Annotated in this window: 10 protein-coding genes; 5 read left to right on the plus strand and 5 right to left on the minus strand. The window is 70.6% G+C overall.

Features of this window, described 5'->3' with window-relative positions; genetic code table 11:
- The first annotated feature begins 14 nt into the window (after nucleotides 1-14).
- From K8625_RS02830 to K8625_RS02850, 5 genes are read left to right on the plus strand one after another with little or no spacing between them, the layout of a single operon-like run.
- Nucleotides 15-959: an ExeA family protein gene (locus K8625_RS02830; RefSeq protein WP_223748141.1), complete on the plus strand. Its 945-nt coding sequence runs from the start codon at nucleotides 15-17 to the stop codon at nucleotides 957-959.
- A 5-nt stretch (nucleotides 960-964) separates the two neighbouring features.
- Nucleotides 965-4897, plus strand: a complete 3933-nt coding sequence (locus K8625_RS02835; RefSeq protein WP_223781763.1) for a translocation/assembly module TamB domain-containing protein — start codon at nucleotides 965-967, stop codon at nucleotides 4895-4897.
- Nucleotides 4898-4914: 17 nt separating this feature from the next.
- Entirely contained in the window at nucleotides 4915-7995 is a 3081-nt protein-coding gene (locus K8625_RS02840) for a POTRA domain-containing protein (RefSeq protein ID WP_223782054.1), read from the plus strand.
- Entirely contained in the window at nucleotides 7995-8516 is a 522-nt protein-coding gene (locus K8625_RS02845) for a hypothetical protein (protein WP_223781764.1), read from the plus strand. Before K8625_RS02840 ends, K8625_RS02845 begins: the two co-directional genes overlap by 1 nt.
- A 35-nt stretch (nucleotides 8517-8551) precedes the next feature.
- Entirely contained in the window at nucleotides 8552-9871 is a 1320-nt protein-coding gene (locus K8625_RS02850) for a lysophospholipid acyltransferase family protein (RefSeq protein WP_223781765.1), read from the plus strand.
- Here K8625_RS02850 and K8625_RS02855 read toward each other — a convergent pair.
- From K8625_RS02855 to K8625_RS02875, 5 genes are read right to left on the minus strand one after another with little or no spacing between them, the layout of a single operon-like run.
- On the minus strand, nucleotides 9861-11165 hold the full coding sequence (locus K8625_RS02855) for an MFS transporter (RefSeq protein ID WP_223781766.1): 1305 nt from the start codon (nucleotides 11163-11165) through the stop codon (nucleotides 9861-9863). The two genes, K8625_RS02850 and K8625_RS02855, sit on opposite strands and share 11 nt — an antisense overlap.
- Entirely contained in the window at nucleotides 11162-12097 is a 936-nt protein-coding gene (locus K8625_RS02860; protein ID WP_223781767.1) for a Ppx/GppA phosphatase family protein, read from the minus strand. The genes K8625_RS02855 and K8625_RS02860 overlap by 4 nt, the downstream gene beginning before the upstream one ends.
- A gap of 17 nt (nucleotides 12098-12114) precedes the next feature.
- A complete protein-coding gene (locus K8625_RS02865; RefSeq protein ID WP_223781768.1) occupies nucleotides 12115-13299 on the minus strand; it encodes an aminotransferase class V-fold PLP-dependent enzyme in 1185 nt (394 codons plus the stop codon).
- A 50-nt stretch (nucleotides 13300-13349) separates the two neighbouring features.
- Nucleotides 13350-14645, minus strand: a complete 1296-nt coding sequence (locus K8625_RS02870; RefSeq protein WP_223748148.1) for an LpqB family beta-propeller domain-containing protein — start codon at nucleotides 14643-14645, stop codon at nucleotides 13350-13352.
- On the minus strand, nucleotides 14642-15424 hold the full coding sequence (locus K8625_RS02875; protein ID WP_141323752.1) for a TonB family protein: 783 nt from the start codon (nucleotides 15422-15424) through the stop codon (nucleotides 14642-14644). The genes K8625_RS02870 and K8625_RS02875 overlap by 4 nt, the downstream gene beginning before the upstream one ends.
- Nucleotide 15425: the final 1 nt, after the last annotated feature.

Genomic DNA, 15425 nt, shown 5'->3' on the forward strand with positions numbered 1-15425 from the left:
GGTCCGGCGAGCCCATGACGACCTACCTCGATTTCTTCGACCTCACCCAGGAGCCCTTCTCCAACGCTCCGGTGAGCCGCTTCTATTACAACTCGGCTCAGCACTCGCAGGCGCTCACCCGGCTGATGCATGCCGTCAGCTACATGAAGGGCCTGTCCATCCTCGTCGGCGACATCGGCGCGGGGAAGACGACGCTGGCGCGCCGCATGCTCGACTCGCTTCCCGAGTCCGAGTACGAGGCCGCGCTGCTCGTCATCATCCACTCGGGCATCACCGCCAACTGGCTGTTGCGCCGAATCGCGCTGCAGCTGGGCGTGGAGAACCCCGCGCAGGAGAAGCTCGCGCTCCTGTCGCAGCTCTACCAGCGGCTCCTGCAGATCTACGAGTCCGGCAAGAAGGCCGTCGTCCTCATCGACGAGGCGCAGATGCTGGAGACGCGGGAGCTGATGGAGGAGTTCCGCGGGCTGCTCAACCTGGAAGTGCCGGAGCGCAAGCTCATCTCCTTCGTGTTCTTCGGCCTGCCGGAGATCGAGAAGAACCTGAAGCTGGACCCGCCGCTCGCGCAGCGCGTGGCCATGCGCTACAAGCTCGAGCCCTTCACGGCGGAGTCCACCGAGGCGTACATCAAGCACCGCCTGCGGCTCGCCGGCTGCCCGCGCATGCCGTTCTCGCCCGAGGCGCTGCTGGCCGTGCACGAGCACTCGTCCGGCTCGCCGCGTGTCATCAACACGCTGTGCGACAACGCGCTCTTCGAGGCCTTCCTGGCCCGGGCGGACACCGTGTCCGCGGACCTGGTGAACCGCATCGGGAAGAACCTGGGCCTGCAGGGCATCAACTCGGCCGCTCCTGGAGCAGCCGAGCGGGCGAGCGTGCCCGCCACGAACCTGCCCCGAGCGGCCAACAACAAGCTCGACCTCGCGGAGATAGACCGCTACCTCGAAGGGCTGGGTAAGCTCTAGGGGCTTTGGCCACACAGAGCCGCAACGGTGCGCTTCGAGCGCTGCTGCTCGTGCTCCTCGTCATCTCGGGGAGTGTCCTCGCGTTGCGCATGCCCGCCACGTGGGAGGTGGCCTGCACGGTGGCGCGGCGACACCTGCCGGACGTGCTCGGCCTGGACGTGGGCATCGGCCGCTGTGAGTTGGACCCGCTCGGCTCGCGCGTGCTGGTGCACGGCTTCTCGCTCTTCCTGCCGGGCGCGGACACGCCGCTGTTGGCGGCGGACCTGGCGGAGGTGCAGTTCGGCTTTTTGCGCCCCCTCTCCGGCAGGCTGACGTTCGCCTCGGTGCGCGCGGTGCGTCCGCGGCTGTCGCTGGACGTGTCCCAGCCTCGCGAGCGCCCCGAGACGAAGTCGGAGGGCTGCTTCCTGGACCCGCTGGAGCGGGTGCGGGTGGCGAAGCTGGACATCGTCGGCGCCGAGGTGCGCGTGGCGCTGCCCGAGGGGCGCCGCGTGGAGGTGGCGGACCTGGATGTTCGCTGGGCGGAGCGCTGGGGCGTCATCGAGCTGGACGTGGAGGCACGCCGGGGACTCGTGCGCCTGGGGCCCGGAGGCCAGGAGCTGGCGCTGCAGCGGCTGGCCATCGCCGGTGCGGTGGACCCGGACGAGGCACTGCTGGAGCTGGAGCGCGCGGAGGTGTCACTGGATGACATCAGCACCACGGTGTCCGGACGGGTGGATTCGCTCTGCCAGCCGCACCTGGCGCTGGACGCGCAGATCTTCCTGCCGCTGCGCACGCTGTCGCAGGCGAAGCTGTTGCCGAAGCCGGCGACGGGCCACCTGTGGAGCCGCGTGTCCATCGCCGGCAAGCCCGAGTCTCCCGCGGTGTCGCTGGAGCTGTCCGGCAATGGGCTGGGCTACGAGCGCTTCGGACCCGCCAACATCTCCGCGCGGCTGTCCTACGCGGGCGACGAGGTGCGGCTGGAGGAGGTGGTGGTGCCGGTGGGGATGGGGCGGGTGCGCGCCACGGGCAAGCTGCTGCTGACGCCGCTGCTGCCGCTGGAGGTGAGCCTGAAGACGGAGGATGCGTCGCTGGCGCGCATCCTCGACAAGGCGGGGGTGAAGGGCTCGTGGGTGGACTTCCCCGCGTCGCTCGAGGCGCAGCTCTCCGGCAACCTGCTGCCGCGCTTCTCGCTGTCCGGGCCGCTGGACTTGCGCACGGGCCGCTTCCGGCTGGCCACGCGCGCCTATGACGCCCCCGCCAGCGAGGGCATCCACATCCTGGAGTTCGACAAGGGGCGGGCGCAAGCGCAGGTGCGGCTGCAGACCGACCGCGTGTCCTTCAACCACGTCCAGGCGGAGGTGGGCCGCTCGCGCGTGCAGGCCGACGTGGGGCTGCTCATCGGCAATGGCCTGGGGTTGGATATCCACGGTCAGGGCGAGGTGGACCTGTCGGACTTCGGCCACATCGCCGGACTGAAGTGGGCGGGGCGCGGCAACGCGACGTACTCGATTACGGGGCCGGTCTCCGAGGTGAAGGTGGAGTCGGGCCTGTCGTTCCGCGACTTCGTCTTCTGGGGCTTCAACCTGGGCGTGCTGCAGGGGAAGCTGGGCTACTCGGATGGGGTGCTGGCCTTCCCCTCGTTCACGGGACAGAAGGGGCGCACGCAGTACTACGGCAAGGCGGCGGTGGGCTTCGGTCGGCTGCTCAACCTGAAGCTCGAGGTGAACGTCCCGCAGGGGCGCACCGAGGACCTGGTCGACGTGGTGGCGGGCCTGACGCCGTCGCTGGCGGTGATGCAGGGCACGCTGGGCGGCACGGCGTCCGGGCGCGTGGAGGTGGACAGCCCCATCGAGAAGCTGGAGGGGCTGGTGGCCTTCGACGTGAAGGACACCGCGTACTACGGGCGGCGCCTGGGGGACGGCTCGGCGCGGCTGCGCTTCGTGGACGGCAAGGCCATGGTGCTCGAGCGCACGGAGCTCAAGGGCCCGCTGGGCCGCACCTGGGCGGAGGGCACGCTGCTGTTCGCGGGCGGGCTGGACTATCGCTTCGGCGGGGACGGGCTGTCGCTCGGGGAGACGGTGGGGCCGGAGCTGGCCGGGCGCATGGGGCTCACGGGGACGATGGTGATGGACGGCGTCGTTTCCGGCACGTCCGACATCCCCGTGGTGGACGTCACGCTGAAGTCGCCGCACATCGCGCTGGATGGTCGCAACCTGGGCGCCATGGACCTCACCGGGCGACTGGTGGGCAAGGACTTCGAGGTCTGGGGCCGGCCCTTCCAGGACGCCAGCGGCCGCGTGAAGATGAAGGTGCAGGACACGTGGCCCTACGACGCCTCGCTCACGCTGGCGCTGCCGGAGATTCGCACGCTGCTGCCGGCGGAGCCGCTGTGGGCGGGCGTGTCCGGCCAGGTGTCCGGCTCGCTCACGGCGAAGGGGCCGCTGATGGAGCCCCAGGCCGCGCAGGTGCGCGCGACGGTGGACCGTCTGGTGCTGTCGCGTGACGACGTGCGCGCGGAGAACACGGCCCCCATCTCGCTCGCCTTCGAGAAGGGGCGGCTGGAGGTGCAGCCGTTCCGCTTCCTCGGGCCGTACGTGGACCTGAACATGGGCGGCTGGATGACCACGCGCGGCGGCATCGGCCTGACGCTGCGCGGAGGTGGGGACCTGCGCCTGTTGGAGTCACTGCTGCCGTCGATGGTGGAGCGCTCCATGGGGCGGCTCACCGTGGACGCGGAGGCCACGGGGACGCTGGAGGCACCCTCGGTGGTGGGCAGCGCGGAGCTGTTGGACCTGCGCGTGGCGATGCGGGATCTGCCCATCAACGTCCGGGGCATGTCCGGGCGCGTGGAGCTGACGGGCCAGCGCATGTTGCTGGAACACCTGCGGGGCCTGGTCAACGAGGGCAAGGTGTCCGCGCGCGGTGACGTGCGGCTGTCGCGCTTCCTGCCTCAGCGGTTGGGACTCACGGTGCAACTGGACGAGGTGCCCTACCGGCTCACCGAGGACCTGCCGGCGACGTTCTCCGGGCTGCTCCAGGTGGTGGGGCCGCCCAAGGGCTTCACCGTCACGGGCGGCATCGACATCGTCAAGATGCGCTACCAGAAGGCGCTGGACGTGGAGGCGCTGCTGAAGTCGATGCAGAAGCGCGCCCCGGTGCAGGCGCCCTCGCCGTCGGCGGCCCTGGGCGAGGCGTTGAAGCCGTGGGTCATCTGGGATGTGAACGTCCACTTCGGGGACGTGCGCGTGGACAACAACCTGGCCAAGGCGCGGATGCTCGGGGACGTGCGGCTGACGGGGACGGACCTGCGGCCGGGCCTCTTGGGGCGGGTGGAGCTGGCCGAGGGCAGCCAGGCGTTCTTCCGCAACAACCCGTTCACCATCAGCCAGGGGCAGCTGGAGTTCCAGGACGCCAACAGCCTGGAGCCCGTCTTCGAGGTCCAGGCCCAGACGCAGGTGCGTGAGTTCCTGGTGAAGCTGCACGCCTTCGGCAAGCCCACGGACCCGCAGATCCTCCTCTCGTCGGAGCCCGCGCTGGTGGAAGGGGACATCGTCTCCCTGCTCACCCTGGGGTTCACCTCGTCGGACCGGGACACCGCGGCGTCGGCCGGAGCCGGGCTGGCGGCCGAGGCCCTCTTCAACGCGTCGGGTCTGGACCGGCAGGTCCAGCGGTTTCTCCCCAGCAATCCGGTGCTGAGGGATTTGTCCCTCCAGATATCCACCACCTACAATGACGCCACCCGACAAGCGGAGCCCACCGCGCAACTGGAGTCGAAGTTCCTCAGCGAGCAGCTTAAAATCGGGATGACTCAACCGGTGAGTGGGCGCGGAACGCGGGCGCGTGCCGAGTACCGCTTCGACGACAGACTTTCCGCGCAGGCCCAGTGGGACAACGAGAACAGCGAAGCCTCGTTTGGCAACCTCGGGCTCGAGCTGAAGCTCAGCTGGGAGGTCGAGTAACCCGCGCCGCGGTGGCGATGGGGCTCTGGCTGTGCGTCCTGGCCTCGGCCTCCGCGCGCGCCCAGGCGCCCGAGGCTCGCGCCGCCGGTCAGAACGTGGTGGCCGTGGAGCTGCACCTGCGCGGAGGCGAGGACGCCGAGGGGCTCAGCGGACTGGTGGCGGTGCGCAAGGGCCAGTCGCTGATGCCCTCGTTGGTGCGCCGCTCGGTGGAGCGACTGTGGGCCACGGGGCGGTTCTCGGACGTGGTGGCGCGCGCGGAGGAGGTGCGCGGCGGGGTGCGACTGGTGTTCCAGCTCACGCCCGTGTCGCGGTTGGCGCGGCTTCGCTTCGACGGGAACCAGGTGCTGACGGACGGGGAGCTGCTCGACGCCAGCGGCCTGCTGGAGGGCGGCCCGCTGGACCAGGAGGAACTGGAGGGCGCCGTGTCCGGTGTGCTCCAGGCATATCAGCGCAAGGGCTACGACTCCGTGCGCGTGACGGCCACGCAGGAGCCGCTGCCCCTGGGCATCCAGGTGTCGCTGCACGTCACCGAGGGGCAGCCGACGCTGGTTCGACAGGTGAACTTCTCCGGCAGCCCGGGCCTGCCGCTGCCCCGCTTGCTGGCGGCGCTCGCGATGCGCCCCGGTGAGGTGTTCGACCGCGTGCGGCTGGACGCGGGGTTGGACCAGCTGCGCACGGTGTTGCGCGAGGCGGGGCACTGGCGCGCGCAGGTGGGCGCGCCCGCGGTGCTGGTGGAGGGGAGCGCCGCGTCGGTGTCGGTGCCGCTGTCGGCGGGGCCTCGCTACAGCGTGCGCTTCCATGGCAACCACCGCTTCACGGCCGAGGTGCTGGAGCGGGTGCTGGCGTACGACGTGGCCGAGCCGCTCGACGAGGTGGTGGCCGGACGGCTGGCGCGGCGGGTGGAGTCGTTCTACCGGCACCGGGGGTTCCACGACGCGCGCGTGCGTCCGCGCGAGGTGCTGCGGCCGGATGGTGAGGTGGCGGTGCTGGCCTTCGACGTGGACGAGGGCCAGCCCCTGCGCGTCAGCGAGGTCCGCTTCCATGGCAACGCGTCGCTGGGCTCGGGCACTCTGAGAGAGGTGCTGGCGGAGCGCATCCGCGCCGGGGAGCTCCAGCCGGAGCTGGACCTGCGGCTCCAGGACGACCCGCTGGACGTCGAGGGTCGTCACGGCCGCGGGCCTGGCGCCACGGAGCCGGTGCCGGACCCGGCCACGGTGTACGTCGAGGACGCGTGGCTGGAGGCCACGGAGTCGATGATGGAGCAGTACCGTGAGCGGGGCTTCTTGTCGGTGGTGGTGACGCTCCGGGGGCTGACGGTGGATGCTCGCACGCGCACGGCGGCGGCGGACTTCGACGTGGTGGAGGGGCCCCAGACGCGCGTGAAGCAGGTCGTCCCCGACGGGTTCCCGGACACAAAGGCCGCGCGCGCGACGGCCTCGGGCATGGGGGTGCACGAGGGCCTACCGCTGAGCTTCGAGGCGGTGGAGGCGGCGCGCGTGGCGCTGGAGCGCGGGCTGGGCACGCAGGGCTACCTCTTCGCCCGCGTCACGACGAAGTCCTCGCTGGAGGAGGGCGACCAGGTCGCGACGGTGGTGTTCAACGCGGACACGGGGCCGCAGGTGAAGGTGGGCAAGGTGCTGGTGCAGGGCCTGACGCGCACGGACCCGGACCTCATCATGGCCAACCTGAACCTGGAGGAGGGGCAGCCGCTGGCCATGGACTCGCTCACCGAGGGTCAGCGCAGGCTCGCGCGGCTGGGCTTGTTCCGTCAGGTGGACGTGACGCTCGCGGACCCCACGCGGCGCGAGGCGTCCAAGGACGTGGTGGTGACGGTGCACGAGCGCCCTCGCCTCGATGGCCAGGTGTCCGGCGGCTACTTCCTGGTCGACGGTCCTCGAATCACCTTGGACACGGCGTACCGCAACCTGGATGGACTGGGCCTGAGCCTGCTGGCGCGCGGCAAGGTGAACTACGCGGGCTGGAGCGCGGAGGCATTGTCGGCGGACCGGCGGATTGCGTGTGAGCAGTCGGGCGGCGCGGCCTCGGCGGGCTGTGACGTGGAGCTCCAGGGACTGAGCGGACTGGGTGGCCGTGGCAACCTCGCGCTCTCGCAGCCTCGGCTGTACTTCCTGCTGCCGTTCGAGGTGGGCGCGCGACTGGACCTGATCGCCGAGCGTGTGCACCGGCCCTCGTACGTGTCCTCGCGGCTCGCGGCGGCGGCGGCGTTGGACTGGGCGGTGGCGTCCTGGTTCAACGTCTCGCTGTCGTACGAAGTGGAGAACAACCGGCTGCGCTCGCGCGCCGGCGTGCTGGAGCTGCTCAACCGCGCGGACCAGGAGCGGCTGCGCTATCCGTTCGGCGACTTCGTGCTGCACTCGCTGCGGCCCGCAATCACGCTCGACTTCCGTGACGACGCGACGAACCCCCGGCGTGGGCTGGTGCTCATCAGCAGCGCGGAGCTCACGCGTGGCATCAGCGTGAGCCCCACGGATGTCGCGGGCAACGCCGTGCCTGCGTTCCCCATCAACGGTCTGAAGCTGGCGAGCAGCTTGAGTGGCTACATCCCGCTCGGGCGTCGAGCGAGCCTCGCGCTGTCGGCGCGCGCGGGCACCATCGTCCCGATGGAGATGGGCGCACAGCCCATCGGCTCGAAGCTGTTCTACCTGGGCGGCTCGTCGAGCCTGCGCGGCTTCCGCGAGGACGGCGTTCTGCCCGAGGACGTGCGTGAGGCGCTGCATCAGCGGCTGCGCGACTGTCGCTCGCTCATCAGCCCGACGGGGTGCTCGGGCGAGCTGAAGGCGGTGCTCGCGGGGCAGGTGCCGGCGAGCCAGGGCGGTGAGCTCTTCACCTTGGGCAAGGCGGAGCTGCGGCTGCCTGCGCTGACGTCGTTGGACCTGGGCCTGTTCTTCGAGGCGGGCAACCTGTGGCTGGACAGGACTCGGCTGGATTTGGAGCGGCTGCGCTACGCGGCGGGCATGGGCCTGCGGTACATGACGCCGGTGGGCCCCCTCGCGTTCGACGTGGGCTTCAACCTGGACCCGGACGAGGAAGTGAACGAGGCGCGCACGCAGTTCCACTTCAGCATCGGGACGTTCTGATGAGGCTCAGGTCCACGGGGTGGATGGCGCTGCTGCTGACGGGCCTCTGGGGCGCGGGGTGCCGCCACGCGCAGGACGTCACCGACGCGCCGGAGCGCCCCAAGTGGATGCCGCCGGAGGGGACGTGTCCGAAGGGCGCGCTGGTGCAGATGGAGCGGCTGGGGCTCAAGCCTGGCGACAAGCTCCCCGTCATCGTGGATGCCATCCAGGACCACCCGGGACCGGCGCGTTACAACTACAGCTTCGTCATCGCGCTGCCCCGGGACGAAGGGGAGAAGGTGCTTCCCGGCGCTCGCATTGGCGGGCGGCTCTATGTGACGAAGCACCGCGTGTTCGGCCGCTATGACCGCGTCTTCCTGCCGGAGAGCGGCGCCATGTCCGTGCCGTTCTGCGGAATCCTGCTCGACGCGAGGTGGGACCGCGATGGCGAGGGGTTGATTGCCTACCCGAGCCCTATGAAGGGGTTCTCCGTGGTGCAGGACAACACGGGCGTCATCCTGGTGGTGGACAAGTACCCGTGAGCGCCGTCCGCGCCGCGTGAGGTACAGTCCCCGGCGTGTTCTACGCCTGTGTCCGTGCCGTGGTGGCGGTGTGTCTGCGCCTGTTCTACCGGGTGAGGGTGAATGCCTCCGGCGCCGAGCCCGAGGGGCCCGTGCTCTTCGTGGGCAACCACCCCAATGGACTCATCGACCCCGGGCTCGTCTTCATCCTCACGCGCCGCAAGGTGACGTTCCTCGCGAAGGCGCCGCTTTTCCGCATGCCCGTCATCGGCTGGCTGCTGAAGGGGCTCGATGCGCTGCCGGTGTATCGCAAGCAGGACGACCCGACGAAGATGGGCGGCAACGAGGGCACGCTCGACGCGGCCAAGGGCGCGCTCGTGCAGGGGCGCGCCATCACCATCTTTCCGGAGGGAAAGAGCCACTCGGAGCCGGGGCTCGCTGAGCTGAAGACGGGCGCCTCGCGCATCGCGCTGAGCGCCGTCCGAGAGGGGGCGCCCGTGCGCATCGTCCCCGTGGGGCTGACGTACGCGGAGAAGCATGTGTTCCGCAGCGAGGTCCTCATCGACGTGGGGCCCGCCATCGACGCCACGGCGTTCCAGCCCGCGGACGCCGCTTCGGAGCAGGACTCGGTGCGCGCGCTGACGGAGCGCATCGCCGAGGGGCTGCGCGCGGTGACACTCAACCTGGAGCAGTGGGCGGACCTGCCGTTGATTCAGCTGGCCGAGCAGCTCTTCGCCTTCAAGCAGGGCGGGGCGCTGGATGCGGAGCGACTGCGTCTGTGGGCTCGTGGCGTGCAGCTCTTCCGCACGCAGGAGCCGGAGCGCTTCGAGGACCTGCGCGCGCAGCTCACGTCCTTCAAGCGCCGGCTGGACCTGGTGCACGCGACGGGGCCGTCGGACCTGGCGCTCGTCTACCGGCCGGGCAACGTCACGTCGTTCATCGTGAAGAACCTGCTCGCGCTGGTGTTCGGGCTGCCGCTGTTCGTGCTGGGGCTCGTGCTGTTCTGGCTGCCGTACCAGGTGCCTCGGGCCGCCAGCCGCAAGGCGGAGCTCGACGTGCAGGCCACGGTGAAGTTCCTCACGGGCTTCGTCGTGATGCTCGTCTGGTGGGCAGGGCTCACCGTGACGGCGGGCGTGCTGGGGGGCGCGCTCCTCGCGCTCTTCACCTTCGTCGCGGTACCGCCGCTGGCCCTCTTCACGCTCTACTTCTCCGAGCGCTCGGATGTGCTGCGCCGGGACGTGGACGTGTTCTTCATGCTGGGCAACCGCGCGCGCCTCAAGGCGCTGCTGCTCGCGGATGGCGAGCGGCTGGCGACCGAGGTGGAGCGACTGGCGGACGAATACCGGCCGAAGGTGGACGCCGCCGTCAGGCGGTAGCGCGCTCCCGGGGAACGGCGTCCCGGAACAACCTCGCGCCGACGAGCAGCGCCAGTCCGCCGAGCAGCACGGGCAGGGCATTCACCGCGATGGCGGTGCGCAGGTTGGACGCGTCGGCGATGTTGCCGATGAGCGTGGGCGAAATCGCATCCCCGAGCAGGTGGATGCACAGCACGTTGAGCCCCATGGCGAAGGCGCGGAACGCGGGCGGCACGCAGTTGACGATGGCCGCGTTGATGGGACCGCTGTTGAGGAAGATGAGGAACTGCGCGGCGCCGATGGCCGCGAACGTGGGCCCCACGTCCTTCAGGTGCACGGCCAGGTACATGCACGGCGCCGCGAGCAGGAGGCCGATGCCCGACATCCACAGGCCACCGCCCTCGCGCTTGCGGTCCAGCTTGTCGCCCAGCCACCCGCCGGCCACGGTGCCCAACAGGCCCGCCACCGCCGTAATCGCGCCGAAGAGGAACCCGGAGCTGTCCGCCGACATCGCGCGCTCGCGCACCAGGTACGTCGGCATCCAGAAGCCCAGGCCGCCGATGGAGAACGTCATCAGCGTGTAGCCCGCCGTCACCGCCCAGAAGGCCGCGTTGCGTCCCAGCCCCTTCAAACCCACCATGAAGGGCAGCTTCACCTCCGCGTCCGGGCCGTCCATGGCGCCGCGCTTCGGCTCCGGCATGAAGAAAGCCATCGCGCCCAGAATCAGGCCCGGCACGCCTCCGGCGAAGAAGGCCACGTGCCACGAGTACTTCTGCGTCAGCCACCCGCCCAGGCCGTAGCCCGCGGCCGCGCCCACGGGGATGGCGATGTAGAAGAGCGCCAGCATCCGCGTGCGCCGGTCGCGAGGGTACAGGTCCGAGATGATGCTCGGTGCCACCGCGCCATAGCCCGCCTCGCCGATGCCAATCACCGCCCGCGCGACGAGCAGCGCGATGAACGACGTCGCGAGCCCGCTGGCCCCCGTGGCGAGGCTCCACAACAACACGCCACCTGCCACCAGGAACTTGCGGGGATACCGGTCACCGAGGAAGCCGCCCAGCGGCGAGGCCAGCATGAACACCACGATGAACATGGTGCCCAGCAGGCCCGACTGGGTGTCGTTGATGCCGAACTCCTGCTGGATGCCCGGCAGCGCCACCGCGACGATGTATCGGTCGAGGTAGTTGACCAGGTTGATGAGCGTGAGGATGAGCAGCGCGTAGCCGGCGTTCGCCGCCGGGGCCACGGGCGTGGTGGCGGGCGAGGGGGACGACGGAGACGGGGGAGGAGAGACGCTCACGGAGGGCGCGCTCATGAACGGGAGGCCCCCGCGCCGAAGCGGTGCGCGAGCAGTCCCCACCTCAAGCCCCGGTCACTCACCCGGCAGCCATCCAGCCCCAGCGCCTTCACCGCCTCCAGCAGGATGAGCGCACCCGCGGGGATGACGTCCGCGCGCTTGGGCTGCATGCCCGGCAGCGTGCGCCGCTCCTCGAGAGGCTGCTGGCACAGCTGGTCCACCAGCGCGCTCAATTCGCCCACCGACAGCGTGCCGCCGTGCACCCGCGCCGCGTCGTACGGGTCGATGGCGTGCTTCACCGCGTACACCGTGGTCACCGTGCCCGCCACGCCCACCAGCACCGAGGCGGGAGGTGGAGGCGGCAGCGCCTTGAACGTGTCGCGCAGGTGCGCCTGGATGCGCGCGCGGTCCTCGGCGGACATCGGGTCCGAACGCACGAAGCGCTCGGTGAGCCGCACCGCGCCCACGTCGAAGCTGTGACGGAAGTCCACGTGGCCCGCGGGGTTGCCGTAGATGAACTCGGTGGAGCCTCCGCCGATGTCCAACACCAGCAAGGGCCCGGCCGCCTCGCCCGAGAAGTCCGAGCTCACCGCGGCGAACGACAGCTCCGCTTCGAGCTGCCCTGAGATGATCTCCACCGTGACGCCCGCGCGCGTCTTCGCGGCCTCGAGGAACTCCGCGCCGTTCACCGCGTCGCGCGCGGCGCTGGTGGCCGACACCGCGATGTCCTGCGCGCCCTGCTCACGCGCCTCGCGCGCGAAGGCCTCGAGCACCGACAGCGTGGCCTCCATGCCCTCGGCAGACAGGCGGCGGGTGGCGTCCACGCCGCGTCCCAGGCGGGTGATTTCAGCGCGCTCGAGGACGGCTTCGAAGCGGCCGTCCCCGGTGCGCTCCGCGACCAGCAACAGCACGGAGTTGGTACCGATGTCGATGGTGGCGAATCGCGGCATATGTGTATCCAGCCTACTCAACGCGGCAGCGCTTCCAAAGCGTCTGCCAGCGCGGCGTACTCGTCCGGGGTGTTGTAGAGCTGCGCGGACAGTCGCACGTGCCGCTCGGGCGGCCGGGGCCACGCGACGATGGGCACCTCGATGCGGTGCTCGTCGAACAGGCGCAGGTGGAGCGGGTCCAGGTAGAGCGGAGCTTCGGGCTCCAACGGGTAGCCCGGTGGCAGCGTCACCACCGCCATGCTGCCCACCATGTCCTCGGGGCAGGCGGGGGAGACCTTCAGCCGCTCGCACAGGAGGGCCCGCGCGGCCAGGGCCTTGCTCCGGTTGGCCGCCATCACCTCGGGCCAGCCGCCGGGTAGCAGGCCACCCACCACGCGCAGTGCCTCCGGGACGCAGAGCACGGCGGACGGGTCATGCGTCCCCGTCCAGTCGAACAACAGCCGGTAGCGGGAGCGGTCCGTGCGGGGCGAGTTGCGCCCATGGCTCACCGCCAGCGGCGTCAGGCCCTGCTGCAAATCCCTGCGCACGTGCAGGAACGCGGCGCCCTTGGGCGCGCACAGCCACTTGTGGCAGTTGCCCGTGTAGTAGCCAGCGCCCAGCGAGCGCAGCGACAGCGGCACCTGTCCCGGCCCATGCGCGCCGTCGACCAGCGTCTCCACGCCGCGCGCGCGCAGCTCCGAGACGAGCCTCGCCAGCGGCATCACCAGCGCCGTCTGGCTGGAGACATGGTCCACGAGGAACAGCCGCGTGCGTGGCGTCACGTGCGCGAGCACCGTGTCCACGATGGACCGAGCGGACGTCACCGGCCACGGCAGCTTCGCGACCACCACCTTGGCGCCGCCGTGCTCGGCGACGAAGTCCAGCGCGTTGCGGCTCGCGTTGTATTCGTGGTCCGTGGTGAGCAGCTCGTCGCCGGGCTGGAAGCGCAGCGAGCGCAGCACCGTGGTGACACCGCTGGTGGCGTTGGTGACGAAGGACACGTCCTCGGTGTCCGCGTCGAGGAAGTCCGCGAGCACGCCGCGGGCCTCGTCCAGCAGGGGCTCGATTTCACGGTGCAGGAAGCGGACGGGCTCCGCCTCCATCCGCGCGCGCAGCTCCGACTGCTTCTGGAGCACGGCGGTGGGGCACGCACCGTAGGAACCGTGATTGAGGAAGCGGACCTGGGGATCCAATCCCCAGTGGGAACGGAGGGAGGCGCTCATGCGCGGGGACTGCACCCGAGCACGCGCCCCCTGTCAACGCTCCGCGAGTCCTACGGCTGGCTGTCCGCGAGCGGCGCCCAGTCGGGCGTCAACAGCGTGCCCTTCTCCGCCCGCAGGGGCAGCTGGTTGTTGCCGTCCGCCGTCATCACGAACAGCTGCGTGCCGCCCGCGCGCGTGGAGGAGAACAGCACCAGCCGGCCGTTGGGGGAGAACGCGGGCTCCTCGTTGTTGCCCTGGTCCTGCGTCAGGCGCGTGACCTTGCCCGTCTCGACGTGGATGGTGAACAGGTCGAACGCGTTGCGCTCGTCGCGCGCGGTGAAGACGATGAGGTCGCCGCGAGGAGACCAGTCCGGCGTCTGGTTGTAGTTGCCCTGGAAGGTGAGCCGCCGCACGCCCGAGCCGTCCGCGCCCATGATGTAGATCTGCGGACTGCCACCGCGGTTGGACACGAAGGCGATGCGCTTGCCGTCGGGAGACCAGGTGGGGCTGGTGTTCAGGCCGTAGGGCGTGTCGGTGACGGCCTTGGCGCCGGAGCCGTCCGCGTTGGCCACGTAGATTTGAGCGCTCTCACCCTCGGCCTGCGAGTACGCCAGGCGCTTGCCGTCCGGGGAGAACGCGCCGCCGGTGATCATCTGTCCGTCGGAGACCACCATGCGCGCATCGCCACCCGGGCGCTGCACCCAGAGGTCCGGCCGGTTCTTGCGGTACGACGTATAGGCCACCTGCGCGCCGTCCTGGCTCAGCGAGGGCAGGATGTTGATGCCGCCCTTGGTGAGCGTCACGGCGTTGCCGCCGTCCCAGTCCGCCACGGCGATGTCGCGGTTGTTGCCGGCCTTCTTCACGTAGGTGATGCGCGACAGGAAGGGGCTGGGCTCGCGGGTGAAGTGCCGGTAGAGCGCGTCCGCCAGCCGGTGGGCCAAGAGCGACGGGTTCTTCACCGGCGCGTCCTTGGTCACCTTGAGGTCCTCGCGGCCGGTGCCCACGTTGTACAGGCGCAGCTCTCCGCGCAGCGTGCCGGCGTCGTCCGCCAGCGAGACCTTCACCAGCGCCTCGGCGCCCACGTCCGCCCAGCGGCTGAAGGTGATGGTGCCCGCGGCCATGCCCTCCTTGGGGTCGGCCGTGAAGCTCTTGCGGTCCAGCACCTGGAGGATGCCGGACGCGGTGAGGTCGAAGGTGAAGGCGGTGTCGAAGGCGTTCGCCGCGCCCTTGGCGCCCTCGTTCTGGGTGAGGGGCGCGGCCACCGCCACCGGCAGCGGGCGGAAGTTGGCGCCGGAGATTTCGATGGTCGGCGTCTGGGCGAAGGCCGCCAGCGGGACGAGGAGGAGGGAGAGGAGCAGGGCTTTCATAGGGCGTTGAACATCAGGTTGACGCCGTTCTTCTGCAGCGCGTCTCGGAGGTGGTCGGGAGGAGGCGAGAAGGGTGAGGCCTTGCGCACGGCGGCGACGACCGCCGAGTCGAACAAATCATTGCCGCTGGGCTTGGTGAGGCTCACGTCCAGCACCTCGCCCGCGCGCCCCAGCCGCAGCGCCACGAGGGCCTTGAGGTGCAGTCGCTCGGACTCCGGAATCGTGTCCGCGACGCTGTAGTTGCGGCGCACCTGCGCCTGCAGGAGGCCGAAGTAGCGCTCGCCCTCGGCGGTGGCCGAGTCGCCGTCCGGGTCGCCGTCCTCGGCGCCCTCGGGCTCCTCCTCGGACGCCTTGGCCGTCTTGTCGAACGCGCCGAACAGCCGCTTGCGCCGGTCCTCGCCGTCCTTCTCACCCTTCACCGGCGTGGGCTTCGGCGCGGACGAGGGCTCCGGCTTGACGCCGGGGATGGGCACCGCGACGGCGGCGGAGGAGGGCGCGGGCGGCGCCTCGGGCGCGGGCTTGGGCGCGTCCACCTGCTTGGGCGGCGGCGGCAGGGCTTCCTTGCGCGGCAGCAGCTTGGAGTCGCGCGGCTTGCCCTGGCGCACCAGCGTGGCGCGGATGGGCTGCGCGGTGAGGTCCACCTTGGGCCCGGCGTTGAGGTGGGCGTACAGCATCCCCGCCAACAGCAGGGCCACGTGCCCCACCACCGACGCGATGATGAACGGCGACACCCGTGAGCTCTTGCTGAGGAGCAGGCTGTGGCTCACCGCGGAGTGCATG

Source organism: Myxococcus sp. AS-1-15 (assembly GCF_020037055.1).
In the GTDB taxonomy this organism is placed as follows: Bacteria; Myxococcota; Myxococcia; order Myxococcales; family Myxococcaceae; genus Myxococcus; species Myxococcus fulvus.